A 16,076-nucleotide genomic window follows, 5' to 3' on the forward strand; every position below is an offset into this window, starting at 1 on the left:
ACCGTTATACATAGCTTGCAACTAGTAGTGGTAACCGAAAACAGACAATTTTCATTTCCCCAACCCGGTTCAAATTGACAGGAAGGGAGACAAATCGCCTTCATAAAATGAGCGCGCCTGTTTTTGGGAAGTTGGTAACGAAAGCAGTAATTGCAAACTGAATCACCACACTACTAAAAACAAACCTATGCAACCCACCGCCCCGGCTGATCATCCGTTGTTGATCTTGTACCCACCTGCTCCCATCCTTGACGACACTACGTTTCTGGACCCATCGCCCGCTTTTCGGCAGCAAGTCCGGCGGACGCTTTTCGGGATACTGGGCTTTATCATGCTCTATCTGTTGCTGGTTGGGTTTGGTGTTGCCCTCGGCTATGTATGTGTACTGAGTACCATCATGCTGGTAAGCCTTTCCATCAACAAATTCACCCTGATCATTGGCCTGGGCTTGCTGACACTCGGGCTCATGTTTCTGCTCTTTCTGGTCAAATTCCTGTTTGCGGTCTATAAAAATCAAAATACGCAACGCGTGGAAATTACCACCAGCGATCACCCGAATCTGGTAGCGTTTATCCATAAACTGGCCGACGATGTACATGCGCCAAAACCACACCGGATTTTCCTGTCGCCCGATGTCAACGCCTGTGTGTTCTATAATTCCAGCTTCTGGAGTTTGTTTATACCTGTAAAAAAGAACCTTGAAATTGGCCTTGGGCTAGTCAATTCATTGAACATGACCGAGTTCAAAGCAGTGATGGCACACGAATTCGGGCATTTTTCGCAGCGTTCGATGAAGCTTGGCAGCTACGTTTACATAGTAAACCGGGTGATCTACAACCTGGTGTACGACCGCGACCGCTGGGATGCCCTGCTTGAGAAGTGGGCCAATTCGGGTGGGGTATGGAGTATTTTTGCCGGGCTTACTCAGCTGTTGGTTAACCTCGTTCGAAGGGTTCTTGCTAAGGCATACGAATGGCTGAATCTGCGCTATATGGGTCTCTCGCGGGAGATGGAGTACCAGGCCGATCTGGTTGCGGTCAGTGCAACAGGCGCGGAGCCGGTCGTTACGGCACTTCGCCGAATCGAACTTGGTAATGCGGCCTATCAGCAGATGCTCGGAAACCTGAATGAATTGATTGGGGAGTCGAAAATAGCCGAAAACATTTACCCGCTGCACAGCCGGACGATACAGATGCTGGCTGCAGAAAACAAAATTGAACTCATACATGGGTTGCCCGTACTCACCGACGAACTAACCCGTAAGATGATGTCGGCCAGCCGGGTGAATTACCAGGATCAGTGGTCATCGCATCCGGGGCAGGCCGAACGGGAAGAAAATATACGAACTGTTCCCGCCCCCTGTAACCCCGATACCACTTCGCCCTGGCTGCTCTTCAACAAGCCCGACTATTGGCAGAAGGAACTGACCGCCCGGCTCTATGCGGGCGTCGAGCTGGAAAACCCGACCAACAAACAGCGCCTGACCGCCACCGATTATGCAACCCATGTAGCGGATCAGATCAAGCGGGATCAACTGCCCGAACTATACAATGGATTCTACGACAGTCGGTTATTGTTTCACTTCGATCCAAAAGAGGTTGCGCAGGACCACACAGAGGTGTTCACCCAGAAAACGCTCTTCTCGGATGAAAATTTGCGGTTGAGAAAAAAACTGGCTACAATTTACGAAGAACAGAATGTACTGGAGCAGATCAAATCAAAGCAGATACAGACCCGCACGTTTGATTTCGACGGGAAAAAGTACGACCGCCGGGAGGTAGATCAGGTGCTGGCAATCATCAGACCCGAAATGGAAGCTTTGCAGGCTCATTTCCAGAAGACCGAAGAAGATGCCTTTCGATTGGTTTACCGAAAAGCCCTCCAGCAGGGACTCGCCGACGAACTCATCCGGCGATATGAACTGTACTTCCGTCTGAATGAGGACCGGGAAACATACGGTCAACTGTTGCTGGTGTACAGCGAGTTGCTGAAAAACACCCACGATGCCCTTAAGGATGGAGGTACCAAAAAACGGGGTATGGGTAGGCAGATTGACGAATTTAACGACAAAATGCAGCAGGCCTACCGAAACAGCCAGACGATAGACATTCCCTCGCAGGTGGGAACCCTGACGTTCGAACGTGGGTATGCGGCCCATTTATGCCCCGATACACTCAGAGAAATAAAGAGCGAGTCATTCAACTGGGAAGATATGGTTGCGCTGTACCAGCAACTCGAACCAATGCCTAATCTGGCCGGGCAGGCTCAAATTGCCGTTTTAGATGAACTTATTCGTTGGCAGGCTACCTTATTATAGCGCTGGAAAGTGTCTGGTTTTTTTCTCTCTATTTAATGAAGCATATCAGTTCAGTGCAATTTTTCCGTCAATTACAAGGGTGGGGCATCGTATCGGCAGTGGCTCTTGTCGTATCGGCCTGCACCCCTAATACGTATACAAAAGTACCTGCTGGCAAAGGCTACGAGTTTTTTCGGTACCAGCCCAATCAAACTGCCAAAATATCCGCGCACCGGGGCGGGGGCGATCTGAAAGGGTATCCCGAAAACTGCATTGAGTCGTTTGCCTATCTGGCTAAACATCTGCCAGTTATTATTGAGTGTGACATTGACCTGACTAAAGATAGCGTAATGGTCATGATGCATGATGCCAGCCTCGACCGGACCACGACCGGCACCGGAAAGCTAATTGAGCGGAACTACGCCGAACTTGGACAGTTCCGGCTGGAAGATAATATGGGTAACGCGACGCCTTATAAGATACCGACACTTGAAGAGGTGTTGCGCTGGGGTAAAAACAAAGTAACGTTTACGCTTGATGTGAAGCGCAATGTGTCGTTCGCTAAAGTGGTCGACATGATTCACAAAACGGGCGCCGGGGATTATGTGGCCGTCATTACCTATAATGCTCAGGATGCGGCTAAACTCAACAAGCTTGATCCGAACCTGATGATATCAGTCACCATTCGGAACCGGGCTGAATACGACCGCCTGCGCGAACTTGGCGTTCCCGACAACCGGATGGTTGCCTTTGTTGGCGTTAAAGAGCCTGATGCCGAGTTGTATAAATTTCTGCACGAAAAGGGCATCGCCTGTATCTTAGGTACCCTGGGTAACCTGGATAAACAGGCAGCTGCGAAAGGCGATCAGGTTTATAAAACGTTTGCCCAAAACGGTGCCGACATCATGTCGACAGACCGGCCATTTGAAATTGCAAAGGTGTTGTACAAATAAGGCTGACAGGCCAGTAAGGCATGCAACCCATTGAGCGAAATCGAATCCTGTATAGTTTCCTGACGCTTGTGGTAATACTGCTTGGGCTGGCGTCGAGGCATTATTTTGGTGAATTCCCGTTTGTCCGGACTTACGTTGGCGATGGGCTGTGGGCGTTGATGGTCTTCTTTGGTTTCTCGCTTGTTTTCAATCGCTGGTCGGTTCGTTCGGTGGCTATAGCGGCCTTGTTATTCTCGTTTGGAATCGAACTGAGTCAGCTATATCATACGCCCTGGATTGATCGTCTGCGATCTACGCGTCTGGGCGGGTTGGTCTTGGGCTTCAGCTTCTTGTGGAGCGATTTACTTTCTTACAGCATCGGTATTGCCGTTGGCGTCTTGCTGGAAATACGACTAATTTCAATTCGGTTGAAAACGAAGTAATCGCGCCACTTTATTAACTACAGAGGCTCAAAGAACGCAGGGTTATAAATTAACTGAATTCTAGTTATTACCCTTCGTGTTCTTTGTGCCTCTGTGGTAAATCTAATCTTAGGCAGTCAAATCGAATTAGTTAAGGCTATTCAGGATAAAGTTTATTCTGAATAGGCCATTGTCAAGTCCCTGACTTAGTAGCCCAGCGTAAACCGCTTCTGAATAAACTGCGGTTTCTCAATCTCATCCAATACGGCCACGGCCAGGTCTGTAACCGAAATTGTCGATTCCCCTTTTTCGTTGAAAACAAGCTGGTCAGTACCCAGGCGGAATTTACCTGTTCGCTCGCCAGGAGCCAGATTGATAGCGGGGCTTAGGAAAGTCCAGTCCAGGCTTGTGTTTTTACGAAGGATATTGAGGTAGTCACGGGCCGCTGTAGCACCGGGTTTATAGGCTGCCGGAAACTCAGGTGTGTCGACCAACTGAACGCCCGGCGCAACTTCCAGACTACCGGCGCCACCCACAACCAGCAGCCGTTTGACACCCGAAGCTTCGGTTCCTTTCTCAATCGTCTCCGATCCGTTCAGGAAATCATCGTACAGGTTTGGGTTAGTCCAGCCAGCATTGTAGGCGCTTAGCACCGCATCATGACCCGCCACCAGTTGGGCAACTGTGTTAGCATCCTGAACATCACCCTGCCTGACCGTTAAGTTTGGGTGTGTTACGGTTATTTTCTCGGGATGGCGGACGATCGCTGTCACGACATGGCCACGATTGAGGGATTCTTCGACAAGGGCTGATCCAACAAAGCCAGAGGCACCAATAATAGCCAGTTTCATACGTGTAATTGGTTAACGTGAAAATAGAGTGTAATGAAAAATATTACAGTTTTGGGTAAAAAATTAATCAAATCGACGGGTAAATTCGTCGAGCGTGGTATCCCCTAATTTCTGGATAAGTGCTTCTTCCGCTTCAATATATAGGGCGTCCAGGTGCTGGTTGATCTGTTTGCCAACGGGGCAATTAGGGTTTGGGCTGTTCCGAGCCATACCCAAAAAAGCACCTTGTCGCGTTGAGAGAAAAACGTCGGACACGCGAATCTGCAGTGGCGATTTAGCCAGCATACTTCCTCCATTCTTACCTTCCCGACTGATTACCAGCCCGTTGTTGCGGAGATTGCTTAGTTCTTTGCGGACAAGAACCGGGTTGATATTGATACTGCCCGCAATCAAATCAGACGTCACCCATTCGCCGTTGGCCTTGGCTAACAGTGTTAGGATATGCATCGATATGGCGAATCGTCCGTTCATTAGTGTAATATTAAATGTTACAGTTTTGCTATAAAAAAGATTCCCATTAGCAGGGAATCTTTTTTATAAACTTGTAAATTAACGAGACTTATTGATATCCCAAGGCTTAAGTTCTTTATTGACAGCCTACGAGGAGGTATTTTTTGTCATCCCTCCTTTGTCGGGATGACAAACATCAATTAGCGACCACAATAACGGGCGGTACTTGTTCCGGGTCATTATCGGGCGACGCTTTTTTCTGTTTTAGCGCCTTCTTCGCGGCTTTCTTGAGCGTAACGTCATACAAATCCGTCCGGCGGTCTTTCAGGACCTGAACAGAACCGTGTTCATGTAATTCTTTCAATAAGCTCAAATCAACGTCGGCAATGAGGACCATTTCGGTGTTGGTCGTGGCTTCAGCTTTCACCGCATTGGTAGGGAACTGGAAGTCAGACGGCGTAAACACGGCGGATTGTGCATAGTTGATATCCATGTTCTGCACACGCGGCAGGTTGCCCACGCAGCCCGAAATGGCGACATAACATTCGTTTTCGATGGCCCTGGCCTGCGCACAATGGCGTACCCGTGAGTAGCCATTCTGGGTGTCCGTCAGGAAGGGCACAAACAGAATCTGCATCCCTTGCTGGGCCAGAATACGGCCCAGTTCAGGAAACTCCACATCGTAACAGATCAGCATCCCAATCTTGCCGCAGTCGGTGTCGAATGCCCGGATTTCATAGCCGCCCACCATGCCATAGTGCCGCACTTCATTGGGCGTGATATGGATTTTGCGGTACTCTTCGTAGGATCCATCCCGTCGGCAGAGATAGGCTACGTTATAGAGTTTGCCATCTTCATCGACGAGTGGCATGCTGCCGCCCACAATGTTGACGTTGTAGGAGATGGCCAATTGACATAGCTTCTCCCGAACGGCTTCCGTAAAGTCGGCTAACTTTCGAATCGCGACCGGCTCGGGCAGGTCGTTGAAGTCGGCCATCAGGGGCGTATTGAAAAATTCGGGTAACACCATAAAATCCGCCCGGTAATCGCTGACGGCATTGGCGAAAAACTCGACCTGTTCCAGAAAAGCATTGAGGTTTTTGAACAACCGCATCTGCCATTGAATTACGCCCAGCCGAATTATGGAGTCGGTATGGGGGCGTTTATCTTTTTCGGCAACGTAGTAGATATTGATCCACTCCAGCAGTGTGGCATACTCTTTCGATTCGGTGTCGCCAGGCAGATAACCCCGCAATACTTTCCGAACGTGGAAATCGTTGGATAGCTGGAAAGTCAGTGTTGGGTCATAAATTTCCTTTTGCCTCACTTTGGCAATGTACTCCCGGGGCGACAGGTCGTGGGCGTATTTGTTATAGTTAGGAATACGGCCCCCTGCCAGAATACCTTTCAAATTAAGCGTTTCGCACACTTCCTTACGGGCGTCGTAGAGCCGCCGACCCAACCGTAAGTCGCGGAAATCGGGATGCACGAAGACTTCAATCCCGTACATGTAATCGCCTTCGTCACTGTGGGTTTTGAAGGTATAGCCCCCCGTAATTTCTTCGTAGGTATGGTTATCGCCAAACTGGTCATATTTCACCCGAATGGCCAGGGCACAAGCGACCACTTTCCCATCGACTTCGACGCAAAACTGGCCTTCGGGGAAAATATTGAGTAGTTTGTTGATCTTACTTCTCTCCCAATAGTCGCCACCAATTCCGCTATATACTTCAATCATGGCCTCTTTGAGATCATGATAGTCTTCTTTCTGTAAGGTTCTGGTTTGTATGTGCATAAGTAATTGTCTGAACCTAAATGGGTATGATTCTGCTGACGGACGGTGGGATGAAGCAAGGGATTGAATCAGGCAAAATCGGGGCTCAGTATTGTTTCCATCCCCGCTACCATCTCGTCGGTAAAATCTAAATGCGTAACGAACCGCACTAAATGTTTGCCAAACGTGATGCAGCGAATCCCTTTTGTTTCTAAAGAAGCAACATAGTCGGCAGCTAATATGGTTTCGGGAAGCCGGAAAATGACAATATTCGTGTCGATGGGAAGGATTTCTTCAACCTCGGGTAAGCGTTCGAGCATCGCCCCGATTTTGCGGGCTCGGGAATGGTCCTGTTTCAGGCGATCGATGTGGTGGTCGAGGGCGTAAATACCGGCAGCCGCCAGAAATCCGGCCTGTCGCCAGCCGCCACCCATGAGTTTCCGGAAGCGCCGGGCCTGCCGAATAAAATCGGCCTTACCGAGCAGGAGTGACCCCACCGGGCAGCCCAGCCCTTTCGACAAACAAATACTGATCGAGTCGAAAAGTTGCCCATAAGCCACCGTCGGCTCACCTGTCTCAATCAAGGCGTTGAAAAGCCTGGCGCCATCCAGATGCAGAATCAGCCCGTTTTCATCGCAAACTTTCCGAATGGCTGCAATTTCGGGAACGGTATAGTAGCAGCCTCCGCCTTTATTCACGGTGTTTTCCAGGACCACCAACCGGGAGATAGGCTTGTGGGCATCGGCTGGATTGTATATATACTCGCGAATCAGCTCGGGGGTAATCTTGCCGCGCTGGCCGTGAATCAGGCTAACCGATGCCAGCGCATTGACAGAAATACCACCCCCTTCATACTGGTAAACGTGCGACAGATAATCGCAGATAACATCATCGCCGGGGCGAGTATGTGTACGAATGGCGAGTTGGTTGGTCATCGTACCCGATGCACAGAAAAGGGCCGCTTCCATCCCGAACAAAGCGGCAGCTTTAGCCTCGAGCGCATTTACGGTTGGGTCATCGCCAAGCACATCGTCGCCGAGAGGAGCAGAAAACATAGCCTCGCGCATAGCGGGCGTGGGTTGTGTAACGGTATCGCTACGAAGGTCAATAAGCATTTGTTTCGTGATCAGGCTGTATGAACGAGCAAGTTAAGAACAGACAAAGTTACGGCAGAAACATTTTTATAGTCTTTATGCTAGTTAAACAGCTAGTTGGTTAAGAATCAGGGATGAGAAAATTTGCCTGGTTTGCTTTTGAGTCACATACCACTATTTTTGAGCAACCTTTTACACCTATTGCCGTCTCAACGCAATACGCCAACTCTGGTGTCTATACTAATCTCTGGCTTTGCCTATGTTAACGAATAAAACTCCCTGGATCATCCTGCTGGTCTTATGGATGATCGGTTCCACTTGGTGGCACGTTTGTAAAATAAAGCAGCTTTGCGGAAATGACCCCGCGCCCGTAGAAACAGCTGTTGAGCCCGAATTATATACAACGCCCGCCGGTGCGGATGGGTTTACTATTGCGGATGGCAATCTCTTTCGGCTCAATTTGCCAGGTAACTTCAGCTTCGCCAAATCAGGGGCCAACGCCAATATGAATTCATTGGGTGGATCGCTGGAAACGATGGTTGCCTACCTGAAAGCGAATCCCGGCCGAACGCTTCAGATTATTGGCTATTATACGCCCGGCGAGACCAATACAACCACGTTCCCGAATCTGGGGCTGGCTCGTGCCGAAGGATTCAAACAATACCTGGTGCAGCAGGGCATTCCGGCTTCATCACTAACAACAAAAGGCGTGGAACGAAATCTGCCTTTTACGGCTAAAGGCGACTCGTTGGTGGGTGGGCTCGATTTTGCCTTCTCGGGTATGAACCCCGCGCCTGCCGATACGGCTACGACAGCTCCCATAGTGATGAATGAACCAACAACCGAGAAAGAATTGGCCGAGTCGCAAAAGTTTACGTCCGTATTCAAGCCCATTGATTTGTACTTCCCATTGGGAGAAGCTACCTACATCAAAACAGACGAAACCAAAAAGTTTTTTGAGGAAGCTACCAAATACCTGACCGAGCATAAAGACAAAAAACTCCTCCTGACTGGCTATACCGACAACACCGGTCCTGATGAGATGAACCTGCGTCTTTCCCGCGACCGGGCCAACCGGGTGAAAATGAAATTGCATAAACTCGGCATCGATTCTGACCAAGTCATCGTTGCGGCCAAAGGTGAAGCAGAGCCCAAAGCCGATAACAGTACCCCTTCGGGCCGTAAGGCCAATCGTCGGGTTACGGTCGTGATCCAGTAAAATTCTTTTTAAACCGGTTTTTGTTACCGCTCAGGTCTTTGCCGCCTTGGCAAACGTTAACCGATAAACGATTATCTGTATGTTTGATATGAATCCCCTCAACTTACCCGATGCTCAACTGCAGCAAATGATTATGCTGATTGTGGCTGGCGTGTTGGGTTTTATTATTGGTTATGTCTCCCGACAAGAGACCATCCGTCAACTGGAAGGTGACCTGGCCAGTACAGAACGGGCGGTGGAGGACTGTTATCGAAAACCAGCCGTTCTGGTTAGTGATACGAACGATGAAGAAACCATCGTACTAAATCGTATTCGTGCGCGGGCTGGCGAAATTAATCTTACCCGGATTGGACTGGCCTCGCCTACCGATGCCGACGACCTCAAGGTCATTGTGGGCATTGGGCCGTTTCTGGAGAAAAAGCTACACGCCATCGGTATTTATACCTTTCGGCAGATCGCGAATTTTAACGCAGATGACATCGATCAGATCAACGATCTCATTGAGTTTTTCCCCGGTCGAATTGTACGCGATAATTGGGTCGGTCAGGCCGCAGAATTGGCTAAAAATAACTAACCTGCGAGTTAATTCTGCTAATTCTCTGGCTGGCTACAGCGAAATAAAATAAGACCTTAAACCAAAATCCTGTTATGTTTGGATTAGATCCTTTAAATCAGACGGTGGCGTTCACCGAGATCGTACTCTTACTGGCACTTGCTGCGTTTGTTGGGTGGCTGTTGGGCCGTTTGGTGCGCGCTAGTCGGGTTAGCGCCCTGCGGAAGGCAATTATTGATAAAGAAACTGAATTGGCAGATTGCCGCCAATCCAAAACGGGCGGCCGTTCTGCCCAGGTAGTTGCGCCCCATGTTTCCAGAGTGGACGTTCCACCGCCCTTTGTTCATGCAGATCCCCTGCTGCCCGCCTTCTCGAACGACGATACCCCCGAGTTAATTGATGAACACTCGATTGTTGACAGTGCCTATACAACATCTACTATCATACCAATACTTCCGGTAAGTGCCGACGTTCCTGATAATTCAGAAGCGGCCGTCCTAAGCCGGATTGCCGCTCGCGCTGGTGAAGTAAACTTCGACCGGATTGGTCGCGCTGTAGCGACTGAAGCCGATGATTTAAAAGATATTGTGGGTGTCGGGCCATTCCTGGAGCGAAAGCTGCACAGTCTGGGCATCTATACGTTCCGGCAGATCGCGAATTTTACTAATGAAGATATCGATAAAGTAAATGAGCTGATCGAATTTTTTCCCGGCCGTATTGAGCGCGACAACTGGGTTGAGCAGGCAAAAGAGTTTTACGAACGTAAGGCCAGATAGTCTTCTCTTACCAAAATGAAGCCAATGACCCGACAGATTAATCTGTCGGGTCATTGTTGTTTCTGAACGGATTGATCACACATCGGTTGATTTCTTTTTCCGGACGGGCGTACTACTGAGTATGGCCGTTCTTCCCGACTGATAAAAGTCGCACATAGGTTGTAAAACGCACGCATGGCATTTGGGGTCGTACCAGCTACACACGCGCTGGCCATGCCAGTAAAAATGCTTGTGAAAGTTGAATAAGGCTAAGGCATCCTGGGGCAGATACCCCAACAGGATAGCGTGTGCTTTTTCGGCGCTCACTTTTGGGCCAATTAGTCCGAGCCGCTGGGTAACCCGGTGAACGTGTGTATCGACGGGAAGGACGGGCTTATGAAACGTAAAGAGCAGCAAAATAGTCGACGTTTTTAAGCCGATACCCGGCAGGCGTGTCAGCCAGTTCATGGCTTCTTCAGTCGATAGGTCACCCAGGAAGTCAATATTGGCCGTTCCTCTTTCCCGAAACAGATGGGTAAGCAGATTCTGGATGTAAGGTGCTTTTATTTCGGGATAGTTCGCTGTTTTAATGGCGTCGATCAACTCGGAAAGCGGGGCGTCACGCACCTGCTCCCAAGCCGGAAATCGTTCCCGCATCGTGCGATAAGCTGTTACTTCATTGGCATGCGTTGTGCGGTGCGATAAAATAGTGCCGATTAACTCGTGCATGGGGTCAGAATACCCTTTAATAGCCTGTATGCCGTATTCCTGATTCAAACGTTCATGGGCGTCGAGCGTTTTGGCGGCTAAAGAAGAACTGAATTGCATACAGAAACAAACCGGGCTTAGAATCATGCGTGTGCCATGTCAACCCGGTATGAACGAGAATGTTTTTGCCCCGGCCTACACGTCTTTGCCCAGCCATAGAAATTAAAAGTCCCTATCGGCTGGTCATCTACGTGCGTAAATGACCAGCCGATAGGGACTTTACCGACTATTTATCGACAAGCAAACCCGTCGATCTACCAATCAACGGATTAAGCCGAACCGGATAAATACCCGTCTAGTTCAGATTTGGGCGGTTGTTGGCCAACTGCCGCCTGACTAAGCTCCAGCGACGACGCGAAACGGGCAGAACTTCACCTGTTGTCAGATGAACCAGACCACCTGTGTCTGTTCGTTCAAGCCGTTCCACAAAGCGCCGGTTAACAACACAGTTACGGTGGAGACGTATAAATAATTCGGTGGGTAGTTGCGGAGAGTAATATTTTAGGGTGCGCGGCATGAGCATCCGTTTACCATCGGCCCAGTTCAACCAGCTATAATTGGCAACAGCCTGCAGATAGACCAGATCCGTTACGGAAAAAAACTGCCGCCCTGTTTCGCGCAAATAGAGCTTTAATGGAGGCCACTCAACTGGAGTAGACCGATTCGAAAAGGAAAAGGTGGACATGGACATAAGCGAGAGTATTGCCTTCAGACACTATGGATAAAAGTAACTGATGCAATACTAAAGCTCCTGAACGCCTAACCCTTGCTCATTCGTAACACCGACTATGAAATTTGTAACATCACATTTGAAAGCTTTCATTTATGATTTAGGAAGCAACCAAAATGCTGTATTTCTATTGTTTAATGAATCGAATAGTCGAAAATAATAATAAAGCCAACTGAAAAATACGCGGCAGGCTGTTCTGTTAGCTTACCGCATAATCTCCTGCCGATGTTGTTCGACGTATTCGGATGGGGTCATCAGGTAATGATCTTTGAATACTTTTGAGAAATAAGCCGGTGTATCAAACCCGACGCGGTCGGCAACTTCAGAAACAGAAACGCCTGTCAGCAGGAGTTCGGCGGCACGTTTTAACCGAACTGCCCGAATAAGCTCATTGGGTGTTAACCCAGTCATGGCTTTTACTTTCCGGTTCAGATGCATGCGGCTCATACCAATGGCCATGGCCAGCGGTTCAACACCAAAGGTTGAATCGTCCAGATGAGTTTCGAGCAAGGTGTATACCCGATTCATAAAGTCATCTTCCGGGGCCTCACTGGCCGTGGGTAGGTAGCCTTCACGCAGTAACTGGGTTCGATAATAGTGGCGAACCTGTTGCTGATGGGCCATGCGGTTCCGAACACGCCCGAGTAGCTCATTCACTTGGAAAGGCTTGGGTAAATAATCGTCGGCTCCAGCCGTCAGGCCTTCGATCCGGCTCTCGGCAGAGACTTTGGCCGTCAACAGCAGAATGGGAATGTGGCTGGTAATCGGATTGCTTTTTAGCTCGCGGCAAAGCTCATACCCATTGAGTTCAGGCATGAGCACATCGCTGATGATCAGGTCCGGCCCGTTTGCAATAGCCGCGTCAACACCGGCCCGCCCGTTGTTAACGCGTTTCACCGTCCATTCCATCTGCAACGTCGTTACAATGAACTCCGCGATATCATCGTCATCCTCAACTACCAATATTTGGGGTGATTTATCGACTTTGAAGGTCTGGCTACCGGCTGTCTGCTCGTAGGTAGTGATTGGCTTTTCGGTGCCTGCGGGCGTTGTCACGAGTTCGGCCCGCGCTTGTCGGCAGGGTAATTCGACGGTGAATGTAGTGCCCAGGCTTGGGGTACTTTCCACCGAAACAGTACCATGCATCATCTCGACAAGTTCTTTTACCAGTGCCAAGCCAATCCCTGAACCGCCTACCGAGCGTTCAGTCATGGGATCTGCCTGGTAAAAGCGATTGAAGATGTGAGGCAACTGGTGTTCTGGAATGCCAGCGCCGGTATTGTATACGACTAGTCGGATAAGGTCCGTATTCGCCGAAGTAGCCAGAATTGGATCAATTGGCATTACATACGTTGAGACGTTGATCACCCCGTGGTCATCTGTAAATTTCAGAGCGTTTGACAACAGGTTGGTGATGATCTTTTCGATTTTATCCGGGTCAAACCAGTAATAAGGCTGATTAAAGTGATGCGCCTGCTGCATCTGGATGTGTTTGCGCTGCGCTTCGTCGGTAAAGACGGCCACGGTGCGTTTGACGAAATCCGGTAAATCGGCGGGCGTGGGCGTTATGGTCAGGTTTCCGGCGTCTAGTTTGGCCAGGTCAAGTAACTCGTTGATTAAGCGAAGTAGCCGGTTGGCATTTCGATAAATAAGGGACAGGCGCCCGTGGTAAGGGGAATCGCTGGAATCATTCAGCACCTGTTCCAGAGGGGTGAGAATCAGGGTTAAAGGCGTTCGGAACTCGTGCGTAATGTTTGAAAAGAAACGTGATTTTATTTCGTCCAGGTGTTTTAACTGAACCGACTCTTGCTCGCGTAATTCCATGCGGCTTCTCAGGCGTATGCGGTTGATGCGAATGCGCAGGAAAAGAACAATGGCACCGATCAGGAGGAGGGCATAGGCCAGATAAGCCCACCAGGTTGCCCAAAGAGGAGGATCAATAACGATGCGCAACGAATGCGTGTACGGACTCCAGACACTCGACGTATTGGAGGCATTGACAACAAACGTATACGTGCTGGGTGGCAGGTTGGTATAGGTTGCCGTTGACTGATTACCACTGTAAACCCAGTCTCTGTCCAGGCCGACCAGTTTATATCGATACTGATTCTTGTGGGTCTGGTTAAATTCAAGGGCTGCAAAGTCAATGGACAGGAAGTTTTGCTTGTGAGTCAGCGTAATTTCTGTCGTTTCATTGACATCCCGGTTCAGGGGTGAACCGGGTGTGATAGCCGTCACTATCTGATTGTTGATGCGTAAGGCTGTCAGAGCGACCCTTGGCTTTACGGGGTCTTCGCTCACTCTTCGGGGATCGAAGGCTGTATAACCGCCTGTGCCACCAAAGATGAGCCGACCATCAGGGAGCGCAACATCATGAAACTGCTTGAACTCTTCGCCGGGTAAACCATCGTCGGCCATGTAGTTCCGGGCTTCGAACGTACGTGTATCAAATCGGCATAATCCCCGATTGGTGCTGAGCCATAAATGACCATCGCTCCCCGTCCGAATGGCGTAAATCACATTATTGGAAAGCACCTGCCCAACCGTAAACCGCTGGATTTTACCCGTCATTTTATCCAGTCGACACAACCCTTCCCCAAACGTACCGATCCAGAGGTAGTTGTAGTGAAGCGGGTCCTGTGCCAGACACAGAAGGGCGTCGCCGGGCAATGTTCTGGCATCGTTGCCACCACTATGCCAGTGAATAAGCCGCTTGAGAGACAGGTCGGCGCGCAACAGACCATGATTTTTAGTCGCCAAGTAGACCCGCCCACCATCGACCACCATGGCCATAATTTCGTAGGGATGGCTAGGAGGGAGGGGTAACGGAAACGCGGTAAAGGTTTCCTGATCCGGATTGTGCCGGACAACTGCCTGGTTGTGTGGACCCAATAAACCCCACAGTTCGCCCTGGGCTCCAGTTGCTAAGGCGCTTAAGCGAAACTCGCCGTTCGGAAGCCAGCGTTGCTCAATACCTTTTGGCAACACAGGGGCAAATGCTTTTCGAAAGGCGTTGTACCGATAGGGCGCTATTTGGGGCGTCGTAATCCATAGGTTTTTACGGCGGTCGAATTGATACCGCATACTGGCCGACGATTGCTGCCTGATAACTGGTGGAATGGCATCCAGCGGTACGCTGAACTGCTGCGTCAGCCAGTCAGTCTGGAAGTTCTGACTATACGGCCAGGTTTGAAAAGGACGCTTATTAAGGTCATATTTAATAACGCCATCCCCATTCAGACCAATCCAAAGCACGTTGGTGCGGTCGACCAGTAGCGAAACGGCCGAGAATTTACCCAGTTTCGAAGCCCGATTACTGACCGACCCATCGAGCCCGTTATCGGAGGATATCAGTAACGGAACCAGGCCATATTTGTCGGTATATCGACTTTGGTTGATGTAATCGATACCCCGATAATCTTTGGTAAAGAGGGGTATGGTTGCCGATGATCCGGGTAAGGAAATAAGCTGCCTCACTTGCCCATTGGCTGGTTCAAACAAGGCAAACTGACCGGGAAAGCCCAGCATCAATTCGCCATTCGCCCGTTCGTGGAGGCCATACACTTCGTTTTGGGGTAATCCCTGGGCAATGCGAAAACCCGCAAACTGTCCCGATGCGGGATCAAAGCGAAACAGCCCATCTTTAGCGGCAAGCCAAACTTGATTGAATCGGTCAGTCAATATAGCATGAAGAGTCCGCTGAATGGTGTCGCCCTGCATGGCCCAGTGCCGGTGTGAGATGGTGCCGTTTCCATTTAACCGGAAAAAACCATTTGTCAGCGTGGCTACCCAGACATTGCCTGCCTTATCGGGCTGAATACCAATTAACTGGTCCCGGCCCAGGGCTTCCTGAAATGCCCGTGTGTTGGAAATTCGGTGGCTTTGCTCCGTAACAGGGTCGAAACGATCAATGTGATTGTTTTCCGTACGCAGCCAGAGCTTGTTGTGTGTATCGTCTTTTATTTCATATATACTGCTGAAAGAAAGGGATTTGCCTTGTTGAGGGTTGTGTGTATAGATGCGGAAGTGAACGCCATCGTACCGACATAGGCCGTCGCGGGTGGCGAGCCAGATAAAGCCATATTGATCCTGAATAAGTGATTTGACAAATCCCTGGGGCAGTCCATTTCGAACCGTAAGGTATTCAGGTTCAGGAGCCGCCTGGACAAGCACCGACAAACCAAGTAGCCCAACTAAAAAACAGCGAACTACCCATTGCTTAAGCATAATTG

The 16,076-nt window shown here is 49.7% G+C and carries 13 protein-coding genes; 6 read left to right on the forward strand and 7 right to left on the reverse strand.

The genetic code is table 11. The features are described from left to right. Nucleotides 1-187 precede the first annotated feature (187 nt). Genes SD10_RS11050 through SD10_RS11060 form a run of 3 tightly spaced genes read left to right on the forward strand, consistent with a single transcriptional unit; the run spans nucleotide 188 to nucleotide 3,671 of the window. On the forward strand, nucleotides 188-2,317 hold the full coding sequence (locus tag SD10_RS11050; protein WP_046573847.1) for a M48 family metallopeptidase: 2,130 nt from the start codon (nucleotides 188-190) through the stop codon (nucleotides 2,315-2,317). Between the two features lie 35 nt (nucleotides 2,318-2,352). Continuing rightward, on the forward strand, nucleotides 2,353-3,249 hold the full coding sequence (locus tag SD10_RS11055) for a glycerophosphodiester phosphodiesterase family protein (RefSeq protein WP_046579368.1): 897 nt from the start codon (nucleotides 2,353-2,355) through the stop codon (nucleotides 3,247-3,249). A 20-nt stretch (nucleotides 3,250-3,269) separates the two neighbouring features. Continuing rightward, nucleotides 3,270-3,671 carry a ribosomal maturation YjgA family protein gene (locus SD10_RS11060; RefSeq protein ID WP_046573848.1) on the forward strand — a complete coding sequence of 134 codons (402 nt, stop codon included), beginning with the start codon at nucleotides 3,270-3,272 and terminating at the stop codon, nucleotides 3,669-3,671. A gap of 185 nt (nucleotides 3,672-3,856) precedes the next feature. On the opposite strand, the gene SD10_RS11065 is transcribed toward SD10_RS11060, so the two are convergent. The 4 genes from SD10_RS11065 to SD10_RS11080 form a co-directional block, all read right to left on the reverse strand. Continuing rightward, on the reverse strand, nucleotides 3,857-4,501 hold the full coding sequence (locus SD10_RS11065; protein WP_046573849.1) for an NAD(P)-dependent oxidoreductase: 645 nt from the start codon (nucleotides 4,499-4,501) through the stop codon (nucleotides 3,857-3,859). A 63-nt stretch (nucleotides 4,502-4,564) separates the two neighbouring features. After that, nucleotides 4,565-4,972 carry an RrF2 family transcriptional regulator gene (locus SD10_RS11070; protein WP_046573850.1) on the reverse strand — a complete coding sequence of 136 codons (408 nt, stop codon included), beginning with the start codon at nucleotides 4,970-4,972 and terminating at the stop codon, nucleotides 4,565-4,567. 175 nt (nucleotides 4,973-5,147) lie between these two features. Further along, a complete protein-coding gene (locus tag SD10_RS11075; protein WP_046573851.1) occupies nucleotides 5,148-6,746 on the reverse strand; it encodes a carbon-nitrogen hydrolase family protein in 1,599 nt (532 codons plus the stop codon). 68 nt (nucleotides 6,747-6,814) lie between these two features. Further along, a complete protein-coding gene (locus SD10_RS11080) occupies nucleotides 6,815-7,840 on the reverse strand; it encodes a threonine aldolase family protein (protein WP_046573852.1) in 1,026 nt (341 codons plus the stop codon). A 238-nt stretch (nucleotides 7,841-8,078) separates the two neighbouring features. On the opposite strand from SD10_RS11080, the gene SD10_RS11085 reads away from it, so the two are divergent. From SD10_RS11085 to SD10_RS11095, 3 genes are all read left to right on the forward strand, one after another. Then, complete coding sequence (locus SD10_RS11085) at nucleotides 8,079-9,038, forward strand: OmpA family protein (RefSeq protein ID WP_046573853.1); 960 nt, start codon at nucleotides 8,079-8,081, stop codon at nucleotides 9,036-9,038. A 79-nt stretch (nucleotides 9,039-9,117) separates the two neighbouring features. Then, entirely contained in the window at nucleotides 9,118-9,612 is a 495-nt protein-coding gene (locus tag SD10_RS11090; protein ID WP_046573854.1) for a hypothetical protein, read from the forward strand. A gap of 74 nt (nucleotides 9,613-9,686) precedes the next feature. After that, the gene (locus tag SD10_RS11095) at nucleotides 9,687-10,367 is read left to right on the forward strand and encodes a hypothetical protein (protein ID WP_046573855.1); all 681 of its coding nucleotides are present in this window, start codon (nucleotides 9,687-9,689) and stop codon (nucleotides 10,365-10,367) included. Nucleotides 10,368-10,442: 75 nt separating this feature from the next. Here the strand turns inward: SD10_RS11095 and SD10_RS11100 are convergent, their stop codons facing one another. The 3 genes from SD10_RS11100 to SD10_RS11110 all read right to left on the reverse strand — a co-directional run bounded on the left by SD10_RS11100 (nucleotide 10,443) and on the right by SD10_RS11110 (nucleotide 16,071). Continuing rightward, entirely contained in the window at nucleotides 10,443-11,174 is a 732-nt protein-coding gene (locus tag SD10_RS11100; protein ID WP_046573856.1) for an endonuclease III domain-containing protein, read from the reverse strand. Between the two features lie 235 nt (nucleotides 11,175-11,409). Beyond that, on the reverse strand, nucleotides 11,410-11,799 hold the full coding sequence (locus SD10_RS11105) for a LytR/AlgR family response regulator transcription factor (RefSeq protein WP_046573857.1): 390 nt from the start codon (nucleotides 11,797-11,799) through the stop codon (nucleotides 11,410-11,412). A gap of 249 nt (nucleotides 11,800-12,048) precedes the next feature. Beyond that, nucleotides 12,049-16,071: a hybrid sensor histidine kinase/response regulator transcription factor gene (locus SD10_RS11110; RefSeq protein ID WP_046579370.1), complete on the reverse strand. Its 4,023-nt coding sequence runs from the start codon at nucleotides 16,069-16,071 to the stop codon at nucleotides 12,049-12,051. Nucleotides 16,072-16,076 lie beyond the last annotated feature (5 nt).

Origin of the sequence: Spirosoma radiotolerans, from assembly GCF_000974425.1 — a bacterium.
GTDB classification, from domain to species: Bacteria; Bacteroidota; Bacteroidia; order Cytophagales; family Spirosomataceae; genus Spirosoma; species Spirosoma radiotolerans.